At 66.5% G+C, this 24,177-nt stretch carries 24 protein-coding genes; 15 read left to right on the top strand and 9 right to left on the bottom strand.

Features of this window, described 5'->3' with window-relative positions; all coding sequences use genetic code 11:
* Positions 1-34: 34 nt before the first annotated feature.
* A complete protein-coding gene (locus tag Q0C17_RS16880; protein WP_291208880.1) occupies positions 35-1,066 on the top strand; it encodes a Coq4 family protein in 1,032 nt (343 codons plus the stop codon).
* Here the strand turns inward: Q0C17_RS16880 and Q0C17_RS16875 are convergent.
* Positions 1,063-1,416: a DUF983 domain-containing protein gene (locus Q0C17_RS16875; RefSeq protein WP_291208878.1), complete on the bottom strand. Its 354-nt coding sequence runs from the start codon at positions 1,414-1,416 to the stop codon at positions 1,063-1,065. The two genes, Q0C17_RS16880 and Q0C17_RS16875, sit on opposite strands and share 4 nt — an antisense overlap.
* A 119-nt stretch (positions 1,417-1,535) precedes the next feature.
* On the opposite strand from Q0C17_RS16875, the gene Q0C17_RS16870 reads away from it, so the two are divergent.
* The 12 genes from Q0C17_RS16870 to Q0C17_RS16815 all read left to right on the top strand — a co-directional run bounded on the left by Q0C17_RS16870 (position 1,536) and on the right by Q0C17_RS16815 (position 12,909).
* Entirely contained in the window at positions 1,536-2,684 is a 1,149-nt protein-coding gene (locus tag Q0C17_RS16870; protein ID WP_291208875.1) for a DUF3137 domain-containing protein, read from the top strand.
* Positions 2,681-3,133, top strand: coding sequence for a YbgC/FadM family acyl-CoA thioesterase (locus Q0C17_RS16865; protein WP_291208873.1), 453 nt, complete (start codon positions 2,681-2,683; stop codon positions 3,131-3,133). The genes Q0C17_RS16870 and Q0C17_RS16865 overlap by 4 nt, the downstream gene beginning before the upstream one ends.
* 244 nt (positions 3,134-3,377) lie before the next feature.
* A complete protein-coding gene (locus Q0C17_RS16860; RefSeq protein WP_291208870.1) occupies positions 3,378-4,091 on the top strand; it encodes a MotA/TolQ/ExbB proton channel family protein in 714 nt (237 codons plus the stop codon).
* Between the two features lie 7 nt (positions 4,092-4,098).
* Positions 4,099-4,536, top strand: coding sequence for a biopolymer transporter ExbD (locus Q0C17_RS16855; RefSeq protein ID WP_291208868.1), 438 nt, complete (start codon positions 4,099-4,101; stop codon positions 4,534-4,536).
* 15 nt (positions 4,537-4,551) lie between these two features.
* A complete protein-coding gene (locus Q0C17_RS16850) occupies positions 4,552-5,481 on the top strand; it encodes a hypothetical protein (protein WP_291208866.1) in 930 nt (309 codons plus the stop codon).
* Between the two features lie 80 nt (positions 5,482-5,561).
* The gene (gene tolB / locus Q0C17_RS16845) at positions 5,562-6,917 is read left to right on the top strand and encodes a Tol-Pal system beta propeller repeat protein TolB (RefSeq protein WP_291208863.1); all 1,356 of its coding nucleotides are present in this window, start codon (positions 5,562-5,564) and stop codon (positions 6,915-6,917) included.
* A gap of 207 nt (positions 6,918-7,124) precedes the next feature.
* Entirely contained in the window at positions 7,125-7,667 is a 543-nt protein-coding gene (gene pal / locus Q0C17_RS16840; RefSeq protein ID WP_291208860.1) for a peptidoglycan-associated lipoprotein Pal, read from the top strand.
* A gap of 121 nt (positions 7,668-7,788) precedes the next feature.
* Positions 7,789-8,742 carry a tol-pal system protein YbgF gene (gene ybgF, locus Q0C17_RS16835; RefSeq protein ID WP_291208857.1) on the top strand — a complete coding sequence of 318 codons (954 nt, stop codon included), beginning with the start codon at positions 7,789-7,791 and terminating at the stop codon, positions 8,740-8,742.
* A complete protein-coding gene (tilS, locus tag Q0C17_RS16830; protein WP_291208854.1) occupies positions 8,730-9,803 on the top strand; it encodes a tRNA lysidine(34) synthetase TilS in 1,074 nt (357 codons plus the stop codon). The genes ybgF and tilS overlap by 13 nt, the downstream gene beginning before the upstream one ends.
* Before the next feature lie 71 nt (positions 9,804-9,874).
* The gene (gene ftsH, locus Q0C17_RS16825; protein WP_291208851.1) at positions 9,875-11,782 is read left to right on the top strand and encodes an ATP-dependent zinc metalloprotease FtsH; all 1,908 of its coding nucleotides are present in this window, start codon (positions 9,875-9,877) and stop codon (positions 11,780-11,782) included.
* A gap of 142 nt (positions 11,783-11,924) precedes the next feature.
* Positions 11,925-12,518: a hypothetical protein gene (locus Q0C17_RS16820; protein WP_291208849.1), complete on the top strand. Its 594-nt coding sequence runs from the start codon at positions 11,925-11,927 to the stop codon at positions 12,516-12,518.
* A 7-nt stretch (positions 12,519-12,525) separates the two neighbouring features.
* Positions 12,526-12,909, top strand: a complete 384-nt coding sequence (locus Q0C17_RS16815; protein WP_291208847.1) for a hypothetical protein — start codon at positions 12,526-12,528, stop codon at positions 12,907-12,909.
* Positions 12,910-13,118: 209 nt separating this feature from the next.
* On the opposite strand, the gene purH is transcribed toward Q0C17_RS16815, so the two are convergent.
* From purH to htpX, 6 genes are all read right to left on the bottom strand, one after another.
* Positions 13,119-14,702 carry a bifunctional phosphoribosylaminoimidazolecarboxamide formyltransferase/IMP cyclohydrolase gene (gene purH / locus Q0C17_RS16810; RefSeq protein ID WP_291208844.1) on the bottom strand — a complete coding sequence of 528 codons (1,584 nt, stop codon included), beginning with the start codon at positions 14,700-14,702 and terminating at the stop codon, positions 13,119-13,121.
* Positions 14,703-14,757: 55 nt separating this feature from the next.
* Positions 14,758-16,479, bottom strand: a complete 1,722-nt coding sequence (locus tag Q0C17_RS16805; protein WP_291208841.1) for a heparinase II/III family protein — start codon at positions 16,477-16,479, stop codon at positions 14,758-14,760.
* 28 nt (positions 16,480-16,507) lie between these two features.
* On the bottom strand, positions 16,508-17,176 hold the full coding sequence (rpe, locus tag Q0C17_RS16800; RefSeq protein ID WP_291208839.1) for a ribulose-phosphate 3-epimerase: 669 nt from the start codon (positions 17,174-17,176) through the stop codon (positions 16,508-16,510).
* 85 nt (positions 17,177-17,261) lie between these two features.
* On the bottom strand, positions 17,262-17,750 hold the full coding sequence (locus tag Q0C17_RS16795; protein ID WP_291208836.1) for a glycine zipper 2TM domain-containing protein: 489 nt from the start codon (positions 17,748-17,750) through the stop codon (positions 17,262-17,264).
* Positions 17,751-17,842: 92 nt separating this feature from the next.
* Positions 17,843-19,117, bottom strand: a complete 1,275-nt coding sequence (locus Q0C17_RS16790; protein ID WP_291208833.1) for a transcription antitermination factor NusB — start codon at positions 19,115-19,117, stop codon at positions 17,843-17,845.
* Positions 19,118-19,151: 34 nt separating this feature from the next.
* Positions 19,152-20,066, bottom strand: a complete 915-nt coding sequence (gene htpX / locus Q0C17_RS16785) for a zinc metalloprotease HtpX (protein ID WP_291208830.1) — start codon at positions 20,064-20,066, stop codon at positions 19,152-19,154.
* Between the two features lie 103 nt (positions 20,067-20,169).
* Between htpX and Q0C17_RS16780 the strand changes: the two genes are divergently transcribed.
* Complete coding sequence (locus Q0C17_RS16780; protein WP_291208827.1) at positions 20,170-20,376, top strand: DUF1674 domain-containing protein; 207 nt, start codon at positions 20,170-20,172, stop codon at positions 20,374-20,376.
* 92 nt (positions 20,377-20,468) lie between these two features.
* Here Q0C17_RS16780 and Q0C17_RS16775 read toward each other — a convergent pair whose 3' ends face one another.
* On the bottom strand, positions 20,469-21,116 hold the full coding sequence (locus Q0C17_RS16775) for a hypothetical protein (protein WP_291208825.1): 648 nt from the start codon (positions 21,114-21,116) through the stop codon (positions 20,469-20,471).
* A 139-nt stretch (positions 21,117-21,255) separates the two neighbouring features.
* Positions 21,256-22,281, bottom strand: coding sequence for an aldehyde reductase (locus tag Q0C17_RS16770; protein ID WP_291208823.1), 1,026 nt, complete (start codon positions 22,279-22,281; stop codon positions 21,256-21,258).
* 118 nt (positions 22,282-22,399) lie between these two features.
* Here Q0C17_RS16770 and Q0C17_RS16765 point away from each other — a divergent pair, with 118 nt between their 5' ends.
* Positions 22,400-24,166, top strand: a complete 1,767-nt coding sequence (locus Q0C17_RS16765; protein WP_291208820.1) for a hypothetical protein — start codon at positions 22,400-22,402, stop codon at positions 24,164-24,166.
* Positions 24,167-24,177 lie beyond the last annotated feature (11 nt).

Genomic DNA, 24,177 nt, shown 5'->3' with positions numbered 1-24,177 from the left:
TGGCTGGTCTAGTTTCGGCTCAGGAGACACCAGTATGACGCCTGCAGACCTGAAGCACCGCGCTCTGATCCATTTCGGCGGCCCGCTTGATGCCGGCAGCGTCCGCACCCTTGCGGCGGAGTTGGCCGCAGCCAAAGGCAAATCCGATCCCGCCGCCCGCGCCGCGATGGCCGGCCTGCTCGCCCGAACGGCCTTCCTCGAACCCGACCGGACGGGTAAGATCTACGACGCCCTCACGCTCGGCTGGCGGGGGAGGCCGGTCAAGGCTGCCCCCCTTGGCACTCTTGCGCTCCCGCCGGGTGAAAGCCCGCCGGACCTGTTCGAGGCCTGGTGGTCCGTCGCCGAAGACCTCGCGGCCGGCAAGCTGGACGCGCTGGCCGTCACCCAGAGAACAGCCGCCCTCGGCGGCATGATGCCTGCGGCGTTCGAGGCCCGGCTCGCAGACATGTCCTATCTCTGGCCGGGCGTCCCGGAGATCGTAGACCGTCCGCTCCCGGAACATGTACGCCTTGAGGAGCTCGCCGCCTGCCCGCCCGGCTCGCTTGGCCGCGCCTTTCATGATCTGATCGTCGACAACAAGTTCGATCTTGAAGTTCTTGACCGGGAGTCGATCGGCCTGGCCCGCCTCAGCAAGCCGCTCGATTATCTCAACACCCGGATCCTGCAGGCGCATGACCTCTGGCACATCACGGCCGGCTACGAGACGACCTCGCTGCACGAACTGGCCATCTCGGCCTTCCAGATGGCGCAGTTCGGACATTCCTATTCGGCGCAGTTCCTGTCGGTTTCGGCGGCGGTGGGCGCCCTTGCGCCCGCCTTTGCCTATCCGATCCTCATGGACACGATGACCAGCGCCTGGGTTCATGGGCGCGAGACGCCGCCGGTCATCACAATTGAATGGGAAGCGCTCTGGCACCTGACGCCGGATGAGATCCGCGCAGCCCACGGCATCCGTCCCTACCGGCGCCCCTGGCGCGCCGATTTTGTCGAGAACCGCCGGCCGCTCGCCGATTCCCTCGCCATCCTGAAGCGTTCGCTGATTCCGCAGCGCGCAGCGGCACATTAGGCAGGCGGGCGCATCCCCCATAGCACGCCGATCAGGCCGCCCTTCACGCGCGGCAACATCATCAGTACCGCGAGGGTCGCAAACGTGCCCAGCCCGCCGAGCCGCATCCAGAGCGGCCAGGCCTCCTGGCGCGCCGACACGAAGGTAAGCGCCGCCAGCAGCGGCCCGAGCATCAGCACGGTCAGCCAGGGCGGCCCGTCCTCGGCTGCAATCTCCCCGGTCGCAGCCCCGCACGCGCTGCACGCCGGTGCCTGCTTCAGGTAACCCGCAAACAGCTTGCCCCGCCCGCACTGAGGGCATCGCCCCCGCAGGCCGCGCACGACTGCAATCAGAGCAGGGGAAAGCGGCATGCGCAAACCCTCGCACAGACACCGCCCATCCGCGATCCGGCCCATCACCGCAGGCCGAGACCGCAGGCGGGCGGCCCCATGAGGATGACGACCCGGGCTGGCTCTGCTAGTGCGGCTTCATGACCAAGGGCTGGGACAGAATCGAAAGCCAGGAAGGCTTTGCCGGCGCCGAGGCATTCGCCGCCCGCGAGGTCCGCCCCGTGCTCGCGCGCATCTCCCGCGACCCGATCAATCCAGATCGCCAGAAACGGATCATCGGGCGCTTCATGATGGCGCCTTTCATGCTGTTCGGCGTCACCTTCTTCACGCTGGACCTTTTCCTGCCGGATACCGGCTTCTGGGAATTCCTCCAGTTCCTGCTCTTTCCGGTCCTCTTCATCGGCTACATGGCCGCCGGCCTCTTCCTGATGCGCGGCCGGCTGGCAAAGCTATTTGTCGAGGCGCAGGCCCGCCTCGCTCTCAAGGCCGAAGCGATGAACCGCATCACCGCGCCGCTCGGCCTCAAATACGTGCCCGCCCCGGGCGGCGCGCCGAAGGGCCTCGAATGGCTGTCGCAGCAGAGCTGGGCGCCCGCGATATTGCGCGAGGCGACCGTAAGCCTCAACGCCGCCGGCGGGATGGACGAGGCTGTCGCCATCGTCCGCAGCAGCGGCCTGATGGTGGAGGCCAACACCTATGTCGTCGGCACCCCGGCGCAGAAGGCGAAGTATCACGCGCAGGCCTCGGGCATGCGACAGATCGAGGACGGCTTCGAAGGCCGCCGCGCAGGCCTCGATTTCGCAATGTTTGAATGGGTCGAAACCGTCAGCGACGCCCCGGATATCCGCCATCTGATCATTGTCCTGGCCGCCCCGATGCCACTGCACGGCGTCACCCACCTGCGCGCCCGCAAGACCAGCTGGCCTCAGGATCCGAATGGTGCGCCCATGCAGGATGTGGACCTTGGACCCAAGGCGTTCGATTCACTTTACAAACTCAGATCCTCCGACCAGGTCGAGGCCCGCGCCATCTTCAACCCCGCCGTCATCGAGCGCGTCATCGCCCTCGCCCATGGCAGCCCGTTCCGCGCCGTCGCCCGCGCCGGCCATCTCGTCTTCGATTTCGCCAGCGAAGCCAACCGCTTCAACCTCGTCGACCTGATTACCGGCGCCTGGAACGAAGAGACCCTGCACCAGACCTATGCGGATCTCGCTGAGGCTCTCGCCCTCGTCGACACGCTCGGCCATGCCTTCATGCTGGCGCGCAAGTCTGATACGTCCGCCCCATGAGCCTGCCGCCCCTCGACGCTGCCAATTTTGACGCCGACCGCCAGCACTGGCTGGCCGTGCGCGTCTACTACGAAGACACCGACTTCACCGGCATGGTCTACCATGCCAATTACCTGCGCTTCTTCGAGCGCGGCCGGTCAGACCACCTGCGCGATGCCGGTATCTCGCACCAGTCGCTGCTCGCCCGCGACGACCCCGCCGCCTTTACGCTGACCAACGTCAACGTCACCTATCGCCGGCCTGCCAAGGTCGATGACCTCCTGCATATCCGCACGCGCTATCTCGGCATGGATGGCCCCCGCATCCGCTTCTCCCAGGCCTGCCTCCGGGCAGGCGAGCTCCTCGCCGAAGCCGAGATCACCGCGGTGATGATCCATGCCGACGGGCGCCTGCGCCGCCCGATCAAGGAAATCGCAGAGCACCTCGAAGCGTATCGCTGGACGGCCTGAGACCTCCGGCAGGTGCCCGTTTCGACGGCTGCTTGGTTAACAATTTGCCACGAAGCCTTAACCCTTGGCCGATAACCCTTATGTGACTGCGCAAAACCCGGCCCGCGCCGTGTTTCTGCCGGATTCGGGCTGGAAAGAAGGGCGGAAGACCTGTGGTCCCCGCGCATTGCTCCGGGCCGAATCCTTGTACCGCCGCACACGCGGGCGCGACGCGCCCGGATGAAGTTTGGGAGACACCTCGTTCATGGAAAACGAATCCATCGGCAACGTTGCCAGCAGCAGCGACTTCTCGCTGATCGCCTTGCTGGGCGAAGCAGACATTGTCGTGAAGATCGTCCTGGTCGTCCTCTTGCTGGCCTCGGTCTGGTCGTGGGTCGTGATCGGCGAGAAGCTCTTTTCGCTTGGCGGCCTCAAGAAATCGGCCCTCGCTTTCGAGGATGCCTTCTGGAACGGCCGCGCCGGCGAGTTTGACCTGCGCCCGGGGCAGGGCGGCAAGGATCCCGCCTCCCGCGTCTTCGTCTCCGCCGCCCGCGAATGGCAGGATGCCGGCCGCGCGCTGGCGACCCCCGCCGAGGCCTCGGCCATCGTGATGCGCGCTGAGCGCTCCATGCGCGCGGCCATCGACCGCGAGATCGGCCGCGCCAGCGGCGGCCTCTCGATCCTGGCCACCATCGGTTCAGCCTCGCCTTTCATCGGCTTGTTCGGCACCGTCTGGGGCATCATGAACGCCTTCCTGAAAATCGCCGAAGCGCAGGATACCAGCCTCGGCACCGTCGCGGGCCCGATCGCCGAAGCCCTCTTCGCTACCGGCCTCGGCCTGATCGCGGCCATCCCGGCCGTCATCTTCTACAACAAGTTCACCGCCGACCTGACCAAGCTGGCTGACCAGCTCGACAGCTTCTCCCAGGACGTCCTCGTGCGCCTGTCGCGCCGGGCTTCCGACGCGACGCGGGACTAGGGCCGTCATGGGCGCTAACCTCGGTTCCGGCGGTAATGGCGGGCGGCGCGGCCGGCGCGCCCTCAATGCAGAGATCAACGTCACCCCCTTCGTCGACGTGATGCTGGTGCTGCTCATCGTTTTCATGGTCACTGCCCCGCTGCTGATCCGCGGCGAGGAAGTGAACCTGCCGCGCACGACATCGGCGCCCCTGAAGTCCGAGGCGAATGACGCGCCTCTGACCCTCTGGGTGCGCGCTGACGGCACCGTCCTCGTCCAGCAGACGGAAATCCAGACCGACGACCTCGCCGCCCAGCTCACCGCCATCGTCGGCGAGGGCTATGACAAGCAGGTCTACCTCTATGCCGACCAGGATGTGCCTTATGGCCGCGTCATGGAAGTCACCGCCGAAGTGCGCCGGGCCGGTTACACGCGCATGTCCTTTATCACCGAGCAGAAGAAGTAGGAGCCTTCCGCACCGATGATCCGCGGCTTCGCCCTGTCGACCCTCGTGCATGCCAGTGTGCTGGCCATGGCGATGATGTCGTGGCCGGCGCCGGACTCCGAATGCGACAAGGCCATCGAGCGCCTGCGCCGCGAGAATCCCGGCATCCGTTCGATCGAGATCGTGATGCAACTGCCCGAGTGCGCAACTTCCGCCGACCTGCCGATCGACTTCGAGGATGTCGGCCTCGTCTCCAACGTTTCGGACCTGCGCAAGGCGCCCGATCCTCAGCAAGATGCGCCGCCGCCCGAAGCCGAACCCGAAGTCGAAGCGCCCCCGCCGGAACCCGAGCCCGAGGCCGCCGAGCCAGAGCCGGAAGAGGCCGTGCCCGATCCGCGCGAGAAGACACCCGAGCCGAAAAAGCCCGAGCCGAAGAAGCCGGAGCCGAAGAAGCCCGAACCGCTGATCAAGAAAGCGCCGCCGAAGAAAGAGCCGAAGAAGGACGAGCTCGATGACTTGCTGGATTCACTCGATCCCGTGTTGAAGGACAAGCGCCAAGAGCGCCCTCGCGCCGAACCGCAGAAAGCGGACGACCGCCCTGCGCTCGGCAATGCCGACCGTGACCGCACTGGCAGCGGTGACCGATCTGCCAATACCGCCTCCATGCAGGCCTATGTCCGCAAGGAATTTCGCAGTTTTTGGCCGGATGTCACGGACCTCCCGAAGGAAGACCAGATCGAAGTGACAGTCCGACTCAAACTCAATCAAGATGGGACGCTGGAAGGTTCGCCGGAACTGGTGGATCCTTCGCGCCGGCCAGTTGGACGCAAGGGCGTCGCTGTAGACCGGGCGCTGGGCGCGGCTCGCAAGTTCTTTGCGGAGCGGCGGCTTGAGCTTCCGCCTGAAAACTACAGCCAGTGGCAGGAAATTGATGTCGTCTTCGGCGCTGATATGAGAGGCAGCTGAAGTAGCTTTCTAGAAATACGTTCGCGCTGTTCAGCCCGCCGGAGAACAGAGCTCTAAAGACTATCAAGGAGTTTGATGGAATGACGCATTATATCAGGCATATCCTCGTCGCTGCGCTGTTGGTGCTCGGCCTTACCGCCCCCGCCTCTGCGCAGCTGCGCGTGCGCGTCGATGAGGGCAACTTCCAGCCGACGCCTATCGCCATCCCCGACTTCCAGGTCACCGGCGCCAACTCGGACCTCGCCAAGCAGATCGTCGAGGTGGTCCGCGCCGACCTCGCCTCCACCGGCCTGTTCGACCTGCAGAACCCGGCCTCCTTCATCCAGCGCGACCTCAGCATAAACGCTGAGCCCCGCTTCGCCGACTGGAAGATCATCCGCACCGAAGGCCTCGTCGTCGGCACCTTCGAGGAACTCCCCGATGGCAAGGTCGCCGTCTCCTTCCGTCTCTGGGACATCTATGGCGGGGAGTTGATGCGCATCAACGGCGAGCCCGGCCGCCGTCTCACCACCACGCCGGAGAACTGGCGCCGCATCGCGCACAAGATCGCCGACTCGATCTATACCCGCCTCACCGGTGAAGACCCGTACTTCGACACCCGGATCGTCTACATCGCCGAGACCGGCCCCAAGACCGAGCGCGTGAAACGCCTCGCCATCATGGATTCCGACGGCGCCAATCAGCAGTATCTCACCTCCGGCCGCTCGACGGTGCTCACCCCGCGCTTCTCCCCTTCGGCGCAGGAAATCACCTACATGTCGTATGAAGGCGGCAAGCCGCGCGTCTATCTCTTCAATATCGAGACCGGCCGTCAGGAACTGCTTGGCAACTTCCCCGGCATGACCTTCTCGCCGCGCTTTACCCGTGACGGCCAGTCGGTCCTGCTCAGCCAGGCCCAGCGCGGCAATACCGACATCTACCTGATGAACCTGCGCACCCGCGAGTCCGAGCGCCTGACCGACCATCCGTCGATCGACACCTCGCCGTCGATGTCGCCGGACGGCAAGTCGGTCGTGTTCAACTCCGACCGGGGCGGTACGCCGCAGCTCTACATCATGAACACCGACCGCTCGAAGCGCACCTGCCCGGGCGGCGGCAGCGACACCGCCTGCCGCATCACCTTCGGCAAGGGCCGCTATTCCACGCCCGTCTGGTCCCCGCGCGGCGACCTGATCGCCTTCACCAAGCAGGAGGGCGGCAAGTTCTACATCGGCGTCATCGGCACCGACGGCAAAGGCGAACGCCTGCTGACCGAGGCCTATCTGGACGAAGGTCCGGACTGGTCGCCCAACGGCCGGGTGATCGTCTATTTCCGCGAAGCCCGTCCCGGCGCGAGCCCCCAGCTCTTCTCTGTGGACCTGTCTGGCCGGAATGAGCGCAGAATGGTCACCCAGACCGATGCCTCTGACCCAGCCTGGTCGCCCCTGCTGCAATGACGGCACATTACCACAATTTAAGCAGGCTGCCGGTGCGCAGCCTGCTAACCCGGCCCGGAAGTCATGATTTGGCCGGATTTGGGTTCGGAAGTATTTGCTGTCCCAATTCAGCCCGATTATGGAATTATTACTTGCTTGTTCAGGGGTCGGAAATTTCTTTCTCCTAACAAGCCACTGCATCGTCCATTCCTGAGGAGCCCCGACAACATGCAAACCTTCCTGAAAGTCACTGCTGCCGCCGCACTTCTGGCCACGGGCGCCTGCGCCTCGCAACCGAAGCCCGTTGAAGACACCACCCCGGTGGTCGAGAATGCCACCCCGGTCCAAGAAGAAGTCAAAATCGTCGAGACGACGCCGGTCGTCGAATCCTCGATCGCCCCGGGCTCGCTCGAAGATTTCCGCGTCAACGTTGGCGAGCGCGTCTATTTCGACCTCGACCAGTACCGTCTCGACACCGAAGATCAGGACATCCTGAAGCGTCAGGCCGCCTGGCTCGCCTCTTACCCGAACGTCCGCATCCTCGTCGCCGGCAACGCCGATGAGCGCGGCACGCGCGAATACAACCTCGCCCTCGGTGAGCGTCGCGCGAATGCGGTGAAAGAGTACCTCGTCAGCCTCGGCGTCAACGCCTCGCGCGTCGACACCGTGTCCTACGGCAAAGAGCGTCCGGTCGCGGCCGGCTCGAACGACCAGTCCTGGGCTCTGAACCGCAACGGCTGGACCCAGATCGTTTCGGGCGCCACCAGCTAAGCTCACGCCTGAGCTGCAATAGCAGATGGTCCAAAACAGCCGGGCGCCATAATTTGGCCCCGGCTGTTCCTTTTACTGCCGTGCTCCCATCCAGTTTGCGTATCGACGGAGGTTTCCCGCCATGTTGAAAGCTGCCCTCACCAGTGTTGCCGTCGGTGCCCTGCTGATCGTGCCCTCCGTCGCCCAGACCGTCACCACGCCGACCCGCGGCGCCCCGATCACCAAAGGCGTCACCACCGGTGACCTCTCCGTGCAGGTCGACCAGGCCCGCCAGCAGGCGGCCGATACGCTCGTCCAGATGAACCGGCTGGAAGATCAGGTCAGCGCCCTCAACGGCCGCGTCGAATCGCTCGAGTTCGATCTCGGCCGCGCCCGCGAGGCGAACGAGGAACTCCTCACCGATAACGAAACCCTCGCCCGCGAGGCGCAGGCGATGCGCCAGACGCTCGACCGCCAGTCCCGCGCCATCGCCGGCATGCAGGTCATCCTCGGCATCGAGCCGGAGCCGGTGGTCGACGCCTATTCCGCCACCCAGCCTGCCCCGCAGGATTTCGCGATGAGCGTGCCGCCGTCCAACGGCCGCGCTGCCGACAGCTCGGGCCCGGTCCGGCTGGCCCCGGCCGCCGCCGCCGCCAGCGGCCTGCCGGAAGGCTCGCTCGGCACCCTGCCGGCCAGCCAGCTTCCCGGCGAAGCCGGCCCGCTCTTCGCCGAGGCCAAGTCGCGCCTGATCCGTCTCGACTATGCCGGCGCCGAAGAGGCGTTCCGCTCCTTTATCGACCAGTTCGGCAAGGACAAGCAGGCCGGCGAGGCGCACTTCTGGCTCGGCGAAGCGCTCCACCAGCAGCAGGCCTATGCGGAAAGCGGCGCGGCTTACACCACCATGATCCGGTCGTACCCGGATGATGTGCGCGCCCCGGATGCGCTCGTCCGCCTTGCCCGCGCCATGCGGTTCCTGAACGAGGCTGACAAGGCCTGCACCGCGCTCGACACGCTGCCGAAGCGCTACCCCAACGCCTCGAAAGTGGTGCGCGACCTCGCCGCCGTCGAGCGGACCCGGTCCGGGTGCGACAGCTAGATCTCCAGGCACGGTTTGACGCGGCGCTCGGCGCCGTTCCGGAAGACCTGCGCACAGGCCCCATCGGCGTGGCTGTGTCCGGCGGGAGCGATTCCCGCGCGCTCCTGCACCTCGCAAGCCGCTGGGCCGGCGCGCGCGGCCAGACCCTCCGTGTCCTGACGGTCGATCACCGGCTGCGCCCGGAAGCCGCCGCTGAGGCGCAGCAGGTGGCCGCGCTCTGCCAATCGCTCGGCCTCGCGCATCAGACGCTGGCCTGGGAAGCGCCCCTCGCCCGGCAATCGGCCGCGCGCCGCGCCCGGCACGCGCTGCTCGCCTCGGCCCTGCGCGCAGAAGGGGGCCAGCTCCTTCTGACCGGGCACACCGCCACGGACCAGGCCGAAACCGTGCTGATGCGCGCCCGGCAGGGCTCCGGCTGGTACGGCCTCGCCGGCATGCGCCGGCTCTCCCTGTCACCCGTCTGGCCGGAAGGCGAAGGCATCTGGATCGCGCGGCCCCTGCTTGGCGAGACGCGGGACACCCTGCGCGCCGCCCTCGAGCGGGAAGGGGCAGTCTGGATCGACGATCCCTCCAACGCCAATCCCGCCTACGAGCGTATCCGGGTCCGCCGCCTGCTCGCCGGGGCGGACGGGTTGCACGCACGCACGCTTATCTGCCAGCAGGGCTTCGCCCGCCTGCGCGCCGTAGAGGATGCCTTCCTCGCCCACTGGCTGTTGGGCGTCGGCGTCGTGGCCGACGGATCGGCTACCGCCGGCCTCGCCGGCCTTCCGCCGGAACGCGCCGCCCGAGGGCTCGGTGTCCTGCTCCAATGCGTGGCGGGGCGTGAAACGCCGCCCCGATCAGAAAACCTGGCGGGCCTTGCCGCCCGGATCGCTGCGCCGTCCGGCTTCCGGGGCGCCACCCTGGGCGGGGTCCGCCTGCGGCCGAGGCGCACGGGCCTTCGGCTTTCCGCCGAGCCGGCCAGCGGCATTTGCCCCGCTGATCCGGGGGTCCTGGCGGCACGTATTACTGCCACGGCGCGGCTTTTTATCAATTCTGCGCAAGATTTGACGTCTTGCACATGAAAGGAGTCGTTTTTGCAGGGTTTGACGCCTATCTTCACTGACAACCCAGTTTCCACCGTGCGAGACCTGCCATGAATGTTCGTAACCTTGCCGTTTGGGGCGCTCTGGCGCTTCTGGTGATCGGGATGGCCGTGATGATGGGGGGCAACCCCGAAGTCGCCCGTGCCAAGCCGGTCCGGCTTTCGGAAATCTATACGATGGCCGAACAGGGCAAGCTGGCCGATGCGACCCTTGGCGACACCAAGCTGATGGTCACCACGACCGATGGCGAAAAGATGATCTCCGAGATCCGCCAGCTCGACATGACGACCGAGCAGATCCTCCGCGACAACAACGTCCCCTTCAAGGTCGAGGCCGATGTCGGCCGCAACAACGTCGCCTCGGTGCTGCTCTCGCTGCTGCCGATCGTGCTGATCGTGGCCTTCGTCTTCTTCATGATGCGCCAGATGCAGGGCGGCGGCACACGCGGCGCGATGAGCTTCGGCAAATCCCGCGCCCGCCTCCTCACCGAGAAGCATGGCCGCGTCACGTTCGATGACGTCGCCGGCGTCGATGAGGCCAAGGAAGAGCTGCAGGAAATCGTCGAGTTCCTGCAGGACCCGTCCAAGTTCCAGCGCCTCGGCGGCAAGATCCCGAAAGGCGCGCTGCTCGTCGGCCCGCCCGGTACCGGTAAGACGCTGCTCGCCCGCGCTGTCGCAGGCGAGGCCGGCGTGCCGTTCTTCACCATCTCCGGTTCGGACTTCGTCGAAATGTTCGTCGGCGTTGGCGCATCCCGTGTGCGCGACATGTTCGAGCAGGCCAAACGCTCCGCGCCCTGCATCATCTTCATCGACGAAATCGACGCGGTCGGCCGCTCGCGCGGCGCTGGCCTCGGCGGCGGCAATGACGAGCGCGAGCAGACGCTGAACCAGCTCCTCGTCGAGATGGACGGCTTTGAAGCCAACGAAGGCATCATCATCATGGCCGCGACCAACCGTCCGGACGTGCTTGACCCTGCGCTGCTGCGTCCCGGCCGGTTTGACCGTCAGGTCACCGTCGGCAATCCGGACATCATTGGCCGCGAGAAAATCCTGCGCGTCCACATGCGCAACGTTCCGCTCGCCAAGGATGTCGACTCCAAGACGATCGCCCGCGGCACGCCCGGCTTCTCCGGCGCCGACCTCGCCAACCTCGTCAACGAGGCTGCCCTCCTCGCTGCCCGCCGCGGCAAGCGCGTTGTCGCGATGGCCGAGTTCGAAGACGCCAAGGACAAGGTCCTCATGGGCCCCGAGCGCCGCTCGATGGTCATGTCGGAAAAGGAAAAGATCCTCACTGCCTGGCACGAGGCCGGCCACGCCATCGTCGCGATGAAAGTCCCGTCGGCCGATCCGGTGCACAAGGCGACGATCATCCCGCGCGGCCGCGCGCTCGGCATGGTCATGCAGCTGCCGGAAGACGACAAGCTGTCGATGTCCAAGGTCGAGATGACCTCGCGTCTCGCCATCATCATGGGCGGCCGGGTTGCCGAGGAGCTGAAATTCGGCCTCGACAATGTCACCGCCGGCGCCGCCTCCGACATCCAGCAAGCCACGCGCCTTGCCCGCGCGATGGTCACGCGCTGGGGCTATTCGGACATCATCGGCCCGGTCGATTACGGCTCGGACCAGGGCGATGTGTTCCTCGGCCAGCAGCTGATGCAGTCTTCGCACATCTCGGAAGAGACCTCACGCAAGATCGAGGAAGAAGTCCGCAAGCTGATCGAACAAGGCAAGGAAGACGCCCGCCGCGTGATGACTGAAGCGCGTGCTGAGTGGGAAGCCGTTGCACTCGGACTGCTCGAGTACGAAACGCTTTCCGGCGACGAGATTGCCGCCCTCATCAAAGGGACGCCCCCGTCGCGTCCGGACTCGTCCGAGGACGATGCCGGTCCGTCGTCGGCAGTGCCGATCATCGGCAAGCGCAAGCGCCCCGGGATTGATCCCTCGCCGAACCCGGCCTGAGGTCAGCCCCTTTCTTCTTTCCTTTGAAGCCCGGCAAAACACCGTCCCGATAAATCGGGGCGGTGTTTTCAATTTTGTTGGTCGCGGCGTTCTGCCGAAAACCGGCTTCCACTTTTCGGAACGCCGCTCTAGGCTGGGCTTCATGCTTTTCAGACACGCCCTCGCGCCCGCCTTCGCCCTTCTTGCTGCTGCCTGCGTGACGCCGGCGGAGCCAGCCCCGTCCGCTTTCGAGACCGCGCTTGCGCCGCTGTGCGGGAAGGCCTTCGAGGGGCGCATCGTCACCACTGACGCGCAGGATGATGACTGGCGTGCCCAGCGTGTTGTGATGCATGTGCGCAGCTGCGATCCCGGCTACATCACGATCCCGCTGCACGTGGGCGAGGACCGCTCGCGCACCTGGGTGCTGATGCAGGTCGGCAATGACTGGGAACTGCGCCATGACCATCGCCACGAGGATGGCAGCGAAGATGCGCTGACGCAGTATGGCGGCTTTGCCTCTACGCCCGCTGATGCGCTGCGCCAGGAGTTTCCGGCCGATCAGGCGACGAAGGATCTTTTTGACCGCGAGAATATCCCGGTTTCGAAGACCAATGTCTGGGCCGTTGAAGTTGATCCGTCTGCGAACCTCTTTGCCTATGAGTTGAAACGCCCGCAGCGCTTCCTGCGGGTAGAATTCGACACCACGAAACCGGTTGCCGCCCCGCCTGCGCCGTGGGGCTGGCCGCCTCTGGACTGAGGCCCCCGTGCGCCTGCGGCTGGAGCATGTCGCCGCGTCGCCGCGTACGCCGCTGAGCCGCTTCGTGCACCGGCCGCTGGACGGGGCCGCGCATAGTGCCACGCGGTTTGATCCGCCCTTTCCGGTGGCCGAGCCGGGGAAGGGGTATCCGCTGTGGACGCTGGAGCATCGCGGCCACGAACTTTACTTCGCCAGCCCCGAAGAGATGGCGCATGCGGCAGGCGTTCTGGGCGCGCGCGTGATGAAGCGCCCGCGCGAGCTGGGGCTTGAACAGTCGGCGGTGAATTCGCACTGGCTCTCCCGCATGGACAAGGCATGGCTCAGCTGGAAGACCCGCCAGGAGATCGTCAGCCGGCTGACGGATGAACTCGCCCGGGTGGGTAGGGGGTAGGTTCCTTGTCTGGTCTTCTCCGGGTTGCGCCATTTCCCGCGAAGGCGGGGCTTGGTTCCGGCAAGCGCCTCGCGAGATCGCCGCCTTCGCGGGCGTCGGCGGAAGAGGCGGCAAGTGGGATCACTCTGGAAGCGCATCTCTGAAGATGGGGCGCGCAAGAGACGTGCGGAGGGGCTGAGTGTCGGCCTGGCCCAGGAGCAAGCGGCGCTCTAATGCCTGAAATGCCTCATCCCCGTGAAGACCATCGCGAGGCCGGCTTCGTCGGCCGCAGCGATGACTTCGTCGTCGCGCACTGACCCGCCGGGCTGGATGACAGCGGTGGCGCCGGCGGAGGCGGCCTGGAGGAGACCGTCCGCGAACGGAAAGAAAGCATCGGACGCGGCAACGCAGCCGCGCGTTTTCGGCTCGGCCCAGCCAGCGGTTTCTGCTGCGTCTTCCGCCTTGCGGGCGGCGATGCGGGCGCTGTCGATGCGGCTCATCTGACCTGCGCCGATGCCGGCGGTGACGCCGTCTTTCGCGTAGACGATGGTGTTGGACTTCACGTGCTTGGCGACGCGCCAGGCGAAGAGGAGGTCTTCAAGTTCCTGCTCGGTGGGCGCGCGCTTCGTGACGACTTTCAGGTCGGCGCGCGTGATGCGGCCGGCGTCGCGGTCCTGCAGGAGGAAGCCGCCGGCGACGGTCTTGGCGAAATGGCCGCTGGCAGCCGGATCGGGCAGGCCGTCCGTGATCAGCAGGCGGAGGTTTTTCTTCTTCGCGAAGATCGCCTCGGCGGCGGGGCTGGCGCCGGGCGCGATGACGACTTCGGTGAAGATGTCGGTAATAACTTTTGCTGTGGCTTCGTCCAGTGGGCGGTTGAGGGCGACAATGCCGCCGAAGGCGGAGGTGGGATCGCACGCGAGCGCCTTGGTGCAGGCTTCGATGATGTCAGCCCCCAGAGCGACGCCGCAGGGGTTGGCGTGCTTGATGATGGCGACGGCGGGCGTCTCCTTGCCGAGCTCGCCGATCAGCTCATAGGCGGCGTCGGTGTCGTTGATATTGTTGTAGGAGAGTTCCTTGCCCTGAAGCTGGCGCGCGGTGGCGACGCCCGGGCGCTTCTCGCCGGTGACGTAGAAGGCGGCTTTCTGGTGCGGGTTCTCGCCGTACCGCAGCGATTGCTGGAGACGGCCGCCGAATGCGGCCCAGTCCGGCGCGGTCTCGCCGTTCTGGCGGGCGAACCACTGGGAGATGGCGGCGTCGTAGGCGGCGGTGCGCGCGTAGGTCTTGGCGGCGAGGCGGCGCAGGGTCGTGTGGCTGATCTCGCCATTGGCGTCGAGTTCAGCGAGGACGGCGTCCACGTCGGAGGTGTCGGTGCAGCAGGCGACGAAGGCGTAGTTTTTTGCCGCCGCGCGCAGCATGGCGGGGCCGCCGATGTCGATGTTCTCGATGCAGGTTTCGAAGTCTGCGCCGGAGGCGACGGTGGCTTCGAAGGGGTAGAGGTTGACGTAGATCAGGTCGATCGGGGCGATGCCGTGCGCGCGGGCGTCGGCGACGTGGGCGGGATTGTCGCGCAGGAAGAGGAGGCCGCCATGGACGGCCGGGTGGAGCGTCTTGACGCGGCCGTCCATCATTTCGGGAAAGCCCGTCAGGTCGGAGACATCGCTGACGGGAAGGCCGGCGTCTTTCAGGGCTTTCGAGGTGCCGCCGGTGGAGATGAGGTCGGCGCCGTGGCTGCGCAGGCGCGCGGCCTGCTCGATGAGGCCGGTCTTGTCGGAGACGGAGATCAGGGCGCGGCGGAGTTTGAGGGGGGCGGTCATCGGGAATCTCCTCGCGGGCTGGCTCGCGCGGGGCCTACCACGGAGGGGGCATGCGTCAAGACTCGCGGACGAAGGCCCAGCGGATGGCGTTGGGGGGCTGGCTGCCGTCGCCGTTGGGGTCTGCGAAGCCGGCGAGGACGATCTGCTCGGGCTGCTCGACGATGCCGCGGGCGAGGTAGACGGTCTTCTCGAGACGCGCGCCTTCGTGGCTGGTGCGGAAGCGCCAGACGGCGCCGGTGTCGCAGAAAAGGCGGATCGCGTCCTTGCCCATCATCGCGGTGACGGTGGGGTGGAGGTGGAAGCGGATCTCATAGGGGATGAACTTCTTCTCCTCGTTGAAAGCCTGGGCGACGGGGCGGACGAGGGAGTCCTCGCCGGTCAGCCGGTCGCCTTCGCCGGAGATGAAGATGCGGCGACGGTGCAGGAGGCCGTAGGCGGCCTTGTAGCCGGCATGCTGGGCGTCGAGCCAGATCTCGGCGGCTTCCTCGAGGCGCTTGGCGGCTATGCCTTCCGGGCCAATCAGGGCGCGCAGGCGGGTCTCGTCATTGACAATGAAGCTGGCGGAATCGCGCCCGCCCAGGACGAGGGTGGAATGGGCGGAGGTGCGCCGGACGGCGGCCTGCCAGTCGACGTTGACCTCGGCGGAGTAGCCGCAGGAGGTGACGATACGCGCGGGGCCGTCGGAGAGTTCGAAGCCGAGGGCGCCGGCGCGGGCGTTGTCGCCGAAGGGGCGGGGCGGCGCCTCGCCGCAATCGAGCACCAGGCGAAGGCCGCCTTTCTCGACTTTCTGGAAGCCGGATTTCGGCGCGAACATGAACTTGCGGGGCGGCGCGGGCAGGCGGGCGAGGGCGGCGTTCACCGCTTCTGGGCGGGATTCGTCGCCGTCATGGAAGGTGTTGAGGGCGCCGTCGCCGGTCTGGAAGAAGGCGAGCATGGCGCCCATGCGCGGGATCCACTTGTCCAGCCAGTCCGGCACGGGACGGCCCGCGCGCTCGAGGGCGCCGGCAAGCGTCTGCAAGTGGACCAGAGAGGACAGGACGTGCGAGGGGCTGCGCGTGACGTGGCCGCCATCGGGCAGGATCTGCGCGGTACATTCGGACTCGAGGCGCTCGAGCGCGTCGCCGAGGCCGGAGCCGGCGCGCAGGCAGAGTGCATTGGCGACAAGCACGGCGGCGCCGAGCCAGCGCGATTTCGGATCGTGCACCGAGGCGATGGTCTCATGGATGTAGCGCAGCTGGCGGGCGAGCGCGTCGACGCGCGCGGTGCGCGCCTCGAGCGTGCCGGCTTCGAGCAGCGCGGGACCGCAGCGCAGCCAGTTCCAGCAGCGGCTGGCGGTCGGCTCGAGGCGCCAGGCGAAGCCGTGGAACTTGCCGAACCTGGCCACCCAGTCATCGGTAAGCGCAATGGCGCGGGCGCGCCCGTCCTCACTCTGGGCCATCAGGTCGGAAACCCAGGCGAAGCGATGGATGCGGTCGGCGAAATGGCGCGACGGCATCTCGGTCGCCCAGGGCGCCTGGCCGGGCTCCAGCGCAATGCGCTGCTGGCCGATGCGCCAGATGCCGGCCATCAGGGCTTCGCCGCGCCGGTCATCCGGAGGCGAGAGGTTCTCGAGGTGGAGGCTGAACGTGTCCGGGCCGTGGCCGGTGAGTTTCAGTTTCTGGAGCGTGGAGACTTTGGCGTCCTCGCCGGCCACTCCGCGGAAGCGGCGCCAGAGAGCGGCGTCATCGCTGCTCGTCCGGGTCCGGTCTGCCTGGAAGTCGTCGTTACTGTCTGACAAGTCCTTGCCGTCCAAGATGACTGCCCGATCAAACCCGGACTTTGGGACGCAAGCCCCGGATGTTCTCGGCATAGGCAGAAGGGCCGCCCTGGAAGACGGCGGAGCCAGCGACGATGGCGGTGACGCCGGCCGAGATCGCTTTCGGCGCGGTCTCGGCATTCAGGCCGCCGTCGATCTCGAGGATGATGTCGCGCCCCGTGGCATCGATCATGCGGCGCAGCTGTTCGGTCTTCTTCAGCTGGCTGGTGATGAAGCTCTGGCCGCCGAAGCCGGGGTTCACCGACATGACGAGCACGAGGTCGATATCATCGATCACAGGCTCGATCACGCTGGCGGGTGTGCCGGGGTTCAGCGCGACGCCCGGGCGCATGCCGGCGGCGCGGATGGCCTGCAGGGTGCGGTGCAGGTGCGGGCCGGCCTCGGGGTGCACCGTGAGGATGTCGGCGCCGGCCTTGGCGAAGGCGGCGATGAAGGGATCCACCGGCGCAATCATCAGGTGCACATCGAACGGCTTCTTCGTATGCGGGCGCAGCTTCTCGATAATCGGCGGGCCGAAGGTGAGGTTCGGGACGAAGTGGCCGTCCATCACGTCGACATGGATCATGTCGGCGCCGGCGGCGTCGATGGCGCGGATTTCCTCGCCCAGCTTGGCGAAGTCTGCCGACAGGATCGAAGGGGAAATCAGGACGGGGGACATGGCCCATCCCTAAAAGGGAACAGCCGGCCACACAAGGCAGCCGGCTGTCCGATTCTACAGGTTCCGGTAGATACCGGGACCGGGTTTACCGGGGGATCAGCTTCCAGCCATCCGCGCCGGCGATGGCGCTGACCGGGGTGCCCGGCTGGATGTAGAGGTCTGCGCCCTGGATGATCTCTTTCACTTCGCCATTGTCGAAGCGAACGATGTAGGCATAGCCGCGCTGGGTGCCGACAGCCTTGCCGGCTGCGTTACCGGCAACACCGCCGAGCACCGCGCCGCCGATGGCGCCGGCCGTCTGGGCCTTGTCGCCGCCGCCGAGTTCCGAACCGGCGAGGCCGCCGAGGACGGCGCCGGTGGCGGTGCCGATCAGCGAGCGATCCGGCTTGATGGTGACTTCACGGGCCGAGGTGACAACGCCGGTGTAAACGGTCGACGCCTGTCCGAGCGAGCGGGTGCTCGCCGTGCCGACGCCATAGGAGTTGGCACAGCCGGAGACAGCCAGGGTGAGGGCAGCCAAGGCGCCAGCAAGCGCTTTACGCGTGGCCGAGTGAGCAGAAAGCTGCATCATCATTCGAATTCTTCCTTTCGCATTGCATACCTGCGATGGCGCCATATAGCCGCTTACCGCCTGAATAGGACATGAATTTTCTTATGGAATTGCGTTCACTTTGGGGCTGGGGCGAGCCGTGCGATATAGAAGGCATCACAGTTGCGCGAGGGGCCGGGCAGGGTCAGGACATCACCTTCGGGCGTGACACAATCCTCAAAACCGGGGCATTCGGCAGCCGAAACGGGCACCCGGACGAGCGTCCCGCGGCTTAGCGCGGCACCCACCACTTCCCGGCCTTCGGCGGCGAGAGGCGAGCAGACGCAGTAGATGAGCGTGCCGCCGGGCGCGAGCTGGCGGGCGGCGGCCTCCAGCAGGCGGGCCTGCACGCCGGGGAAGCGGGCGACATCGGCCTCGGTCTTGATCCAGGCGCCTTCCGGGTGGCGGCGCAGCGTCCCGAGGGCAGAGCAGGGGGCGTCCAGAAGGATCCTGTCGAACGGGGCCTCTGCCGCGAAGGCCTCGCCATCGGCGACGATGACCTCAGCTGCGAGGCCGGTACGGGCGAGATTTTCGCGCAGGCGCTCAAGGCGGGGGGCGGAGCGGTCAACCGCGGTGACAGACGCGCCGGTGGCGGCAAGCTGCAGCGTCTTGCCGCCGGGCGCGGCGCAAAGGTCGAGTACCCGCTCGCCGGGTTTGGCGGCGAGGAGTCTCGCGGGCAGGGCGGCGGCCTGATCCTGCACCCAGAACTGGCCGTCCGCAAAGCCCGGGAATTCTTCCACGGCGCCGGCGGGCGCCTCGACCGAGCCGGACGGCAGAAGCGTTCCGCCGATCAGGGCGGCGAGGGCGGCGGGATCCTGCACAGCGGTCAGGTGGAGGGCGGGTTCGGCGCGCTGGGCCTCGGCGAGGGCGCGGGCGCCGTCCGTACCCAGACTACCCACAAAGCGGGCGCGCAGCCAGGCGGGCCAGATCTCTTCGGCGGGCAAGGTCTCGCCGGGCGGGACGGCTTCGGAGACGCGGCGCAGGGCGGCGTTGAGGAAGCTGCCGCCAGAGCGGGCGCCGCGTGTCAGGCGGGCGGCATCGACCGTCGCGTTGACGGCGGCGTGCGGCGCGACATCCAGGAACCACACCTGTGCGGCGCCGGCGCGGATCAGGGCGCGGATCTCGATGCCGGTGGCCGAGAGAGGGCGCGACAGGAACGGCTGTACAGTCTGGTCGATCCAGCCGAGATGGCGCAGCGCGGACGAGGCGATGGCGCGGGCGAAGCCGCGGTCGGAGCCTTCGAGCGCATTATACGTGTCCGACAGTGTCATCGCCTCGTCGAGCGTGCGCCGCTTGTCGATCGTCAGATGCAGGAGTTCAGCGGCGGCCAGCCGGGATTCGGCGCCGCTCACCCGGAAAGGCCGGTTTGGTCAGGACCAGTCAGGATCAGCCCCATGGTCCAACCGCACGGCGCGGGGCCGCTTCTGTTGCACGTACGGAGGAGACACCCATTTCGCCAGCAAGACGGTGAAGGGCCTCCACCCGGTTGGCGGTGGACGGGTGGGTCGAGAAGAAATTGTCCGGACCGCGGCCGTTCAGCGGGTTCGAGATGTACATGTGCGCCATCGCGGGCGAGCGCTCAGCATACGGATTGATCTGGGCGCGGGCGCCGCGCTCGATCTTCTCCAGCGCCGAAGCGAGCCAGAGCGGGTTGCCGCAGATTTCTGCACCGCGCTTGTCGGCCACATATTCGCGCGAGCGGCTGATCGCCATCTGCACGAGGCCGGCGGCGAGGGGGGCGAGGATCATGATGGCGATGCCGGCAATCGGGTTGGCGCGGCCTTCGGAATCGCGAGGGCCGAAGAACATGGCGAAGTTCGCGAGCATGCCGATGGCGCCGGCGAGGGTCGCCGTGACGGTCATGGTCAGCGTGTCGCGGTTCTGCACGTGGGCAAGCTCATGCGCCATGACGCCGGCGACTTCCTCGCGCGTCAGCATGTTGAGCAGGCCCGTGGTCGCGGCGACGGCAGCGTTGTCGGGGTCCCGGCCGGTGGCGAACGCGTTCGGCTGGGGCGTGTCGATGATGTAGACTTTGGGCTCCGGCAGGCCGGCGCGTTCGGCAAGGCGCGCGACATCCTGGCGGAAGGCGCGCAGCATGGGGCTCGATGTGTCGAGCGGCACTTCCTGGGCGCCCTGCATCTTCAGGACGATCTTGTCGGAGTTCCACCAGGCAACCACGTTCATGCCGGCCGCCAGCACGAAGGCGATGATCATGCCGGTCGTGCCGCCGACCATGAAGCCGATGCCGACAAACAGCGCGGTCATCATGGAAAGGAGGATGAAAGTCTTTGCGGTGCCCATGGGCGAGGCGGTCTCCTGACTGTGCGAAATCATAACATGCCCGGCGGACAATCTGCAGGACGCAGCCTATATGGGAAATCGTAAATGGAACGGGAAGAGTGAAATGTCCGATGACAAAGCTGTGATCCCCGAAGACGAAGCGGCGCGCCGGGCCGCGTTGCCGCAAGCCGCCCGGCGGGCGCTGGAAGAGGCGGATGCGCGCAAGAAGGCCGAGGCGGCCCTGCCCGCAGACGAAAGCGGCGGCCCGAAGGGGATCGAGCCGACGCGCTACGGGGACTGGGAACGCAAGGGTATTGCGTACGATTTCTGAGGGCGGCCATGGCCCACCCGCAGGCGACACGCGTCGCTGCAAAAGGCAGAAGTCGCAATCTGCAAGGCTGGCGGGCGATCTGAGCCTTCAGGCTAGTTCGCGGCGCTCAGCGTGTCGGGGTCATAAACCGGCGGTTCAGTGCCCCAGTCGATCATGATGACCTTGTCCGGCACATCTGCCAGAACACGGAACGTCCTGCTACCTGCCTCGGACGGCCCGAGCGGCCCGCAGGGCAAGCTGGGCTCTTCAGCCTCTCCGCTGATGAACTTGCTGTAGGCCGCGGCCGCCTCGCCGGTCGGCATCAGCACATGATCGCCCTGCGCGCCAGGCTCGATCTCACACAATTCGGAACCGGGCGAGGCTGCGCGCACGGCTTCGATCACAGCGCCAATCGGCGCTTCAGCCGGTTTGGCAAAGAACTGGATCACCGGTGTGCGCGTTACGGTGCCATCCGCGCCGGTTTCCTCGCGCTGGAAGCCGGGCAAGGTTTCATCGGCGGCGAGGCGAAGGTTGGGGCAGGTATAGCTCCAGATGGAAACCCCGGACGACACGACCTCGCCCCAGGTGCATGTCGCGCCGTGCATCTCTGCGATGCTTTCCCGCGGCGCAGGCACTTCGGCCGGGGCAACCGAAATAGTCTCGGTAGCGGGCGGTACCTCGCTTTCCGGCGCGGCGGGCGCAGGAGGCGTGCAGCCAGAAAGCAGGATCGCGGCTACAGCAGCCTGGTATTTGCGCAACATTGGCTCTCCCCGGTTCAGGTGCTTCGGCCTCGCGCCGATACCCCCCCAACCTTGCCGTCGCCTTCCGGCAAATTCAAGGCGCGCTGAGGTCCCTGGACGCGTATGCGGACTAACCGGCGCCCGCTGACTGTGCTCCCTGTCACACCGCCTTGTGCGCGATCAGGCTCTTGGCGCCGGAAATGATAGCCTCTTCGGCGGTGCGGGGCTGCCAGCCGAGGATACGCTTTGCCTTCTCGTTCGAGACATTGCGTTCGCGGTTCAGTTCCGGGATCACCTGCTTCACGGCGGGGTTGATGTTCGCCATCAGTTTCAGCACCCAGCCGGGCAGTTCGCCTTTCGGCAGCTTTTTCTCGTAGGCGGCGGGCACCTGGCCGCGCAGGGTGTTGGCGACCTCCGAGAACCACATGAACCTGTCGCAGACGAGGAAGCGCTCGCCGGCGGCCGCGGGGTTCGTCATTGCGAGCACATGAGCCGAAGCGACATCGCGCACGTCAACGATGCCGAAGCCGACGCGGGGCGTGCCGGGGAGTTTACCTGAAAGGAGCTGAGTGAGGATTTCGACCGAGGCGGAGAAGTCCCCGCTCATGACCGGGCCAAGCACCGCGGCGGGATTGATGGTGGTGAGTTCGAGCCCCTTGCCCTCGCCGTTTACGTATTCCCAGGCGGCGCGCTCGGCGATCGTCTTGGAGCGGGTATAGGCGGTATTGTCGGCGAGGTTGCCGGAGTTCGACCAGTGTTCCTCGGTCAGCAGTGTCGGGCGCTTGTCGCCCCAGCCATAGGCGATGGCGGCCATCGAGGAGGTCATCACGACGCGCTTCACGCCGGCGGCCTTCGCGGCCTTGAGCACGCGCAGGGCGCCGTCGCGGGCGGGCGTGATCAGCTCGTCATGGTCCCTAGGCAGGTTCGTCGGGATGGGGGAGGCGATGTGCTGGACGAAGTCCATGCCCTGACAGGCTTCCATCCAGCCCTCGTCGGAGGACAGGTCAGCGGCGCGGATGTCGACGCGGATGGGTTTGCCGGCATAGGCGCTGAGCGTCTTGTTGAGCGCGTTGGCCTTGGAGGCAGAACGGGCCGTACCGGTGACTTCGTGGCCGGCTTCGACAAGCTGGTGGATGACATGGCCGGCGATGAAGCCGGTCGCGCCAGTGACGAGGACTTTGGCCATTTGGGATGCTCCGTTTTGTGAACGTTAAACGATTTGTTTGGTGTTCACAATGGGCTCGCTTGCGCTTGACGCGAGTCAGCGCCTGCGACCAGAATTGTCTGCTGAAGGGGAACTTGTCATGCGCTTTCTGGTAGCGGCTGCGGCCATCCTGCTCGCCAACCTTTGCGGCCTCGCCGCGCTTCAGGCGGAGGCGCAGGGCCTGCCGAAATACCTGAAGAGCTGCAAGAAAGAGAAATCCGGCATCACGGTGGAAGATACGCTGGTCGTGCCGTCTCCAGGAGGGCCGCCGGGAATCGTGAAGATCGTGCGCCAGACATATGACTGCCGCAATCCGGAGACGCGCAACAACCAGTGGATCGCGCTTTACGGAATGACTGATGCCAATGGCAAGGTGCTGGTGCCGCTGGACTACGCCCAAGTCCTGCCCTTCTCGACGAAAGGCGCCGTCGTGATCGATCATGGTGACGAGGCCTATCCGAAGAACCTCAAGCACCGGACCTACATGGCCGGAAAAGGGGAAGGGAAAGACAAGTTCGACTTCAAATGGGTCTCGGTGATGCGTGCCGATCGCGCGTGCGACAAGCCGCCGGTGAACGCAGCGGACCGTCCGGTTTCCGCCGTGGTCGGAGAGTTTTTCTTCGGCCTCGGAGCCAAGGGGGAAGGCAAGCACCACCTGGTCCTGTTCCTGCCGGACGGAAAGACCAGGAAGCTCGAGTTCATGGGCGGCGCCGGTGTGGTCATCTCGGCGCACCGGATGGGCGACGTGCTGCTGACGCGCTGGAAAGACCCGGAAGGCATTGTGCGCGCCGGCATCCTTGATCTCGAGGGCCGTCCCGTGGCGCCGGTGCTCGGCACGCCGGCGATCTGGTCGACACTGGCCGCGCGGCAGGCTGACGGCGTAGAGCTTCAGGGCTGCCATGCCGAACTCTCGCAGGACCTGTTCATCGAGGGCCCCTCGCTCGATTGGGATCCGGCGCAGAAATTCTTCGGGCCTTTGCTCATCCCCGTGCGCCGGGACGGCCAGCCGGCGACGCTGCCGGATGGCGCGATCGGCATGTTTCCCGCTTATCACCGCGAATACAGTCCCGCGCGGCACACCTTCAGGGAAAACACGGTGATGTGGGGCGTGGTGTTTCCGGCGGGAAACGGGTTCGAGTTCACACTGCATCTGGGCACGCCCTCCGAAGCGCTGATCGCGGCCGCGACGGCGCCGCGCTATAGCGATATCGGACGCTCGATTGATCATGGCGGCATGGTTGGCGCGAAGTCGGTTGCGGATGGTCTCTGGCGCTGGTTTCGTGCGGATACGGACATTCCGGTCGGCGCGGCGAACGCCGACTTCCAGCTGTCGCTGAACAGTGCCTGGGAGGTGCAGAATGGTGAAGCGGCCGCGCGCAACCAGATTCTTGCAGCCGAGTGGGCCAAGCAGGAAGCCGCCCGCGCCGAGTATCACAAGCGGCTCTGGGCGCAGGCGCGCGAGCAGGGCCGGCTGTGCGACTACCGCGTGGATTCTACCAGCCCGGCGCCCGAAGTCGAAGAATTTCTGATTGCCTGCGGACCCAGCCGGCAGCCGGGTCTCGCCGACCTTGCCCGGACCAAGGGCGTGCCGGAGGCGACCATTTCAAACGCTGTCCAAGAAGAGTGGCAGCGGCAGATGGCGCAATCGAAGATGCTGGCCGAGGCGGAAGAGGCCGCGCGCATCCGGCGCCTGAACAATGCCAACAAGGACCCCGGCGCGGGCTATTATCCTGGCAAGTGGGAGACGGCCATCAGGCTGGGCGGGAACGCGACGGTGGATGCGATCAACGAGTCGTCCGACAACTGGCTGGAGCAGCGGCGCGATCAGTATATCGCGGACTGGCAGCGGTCCCAGCGGGCCTATTGACGGGCGCCGCG

Source organism: Hyphomonas sp. (assembly GCF_022844445.1).
Taxonomy (GTDB): domain Bacteria; phylum Pseudomonadota; class Alphaproteobacteria; order Caulobacterales; family Hyphomonadaceae; genus Hyphomonas.
Note: the sequence above shows the minus strand (reverse complement) of the source record. Positions and strands in the feature narration are given on the sequence as shown.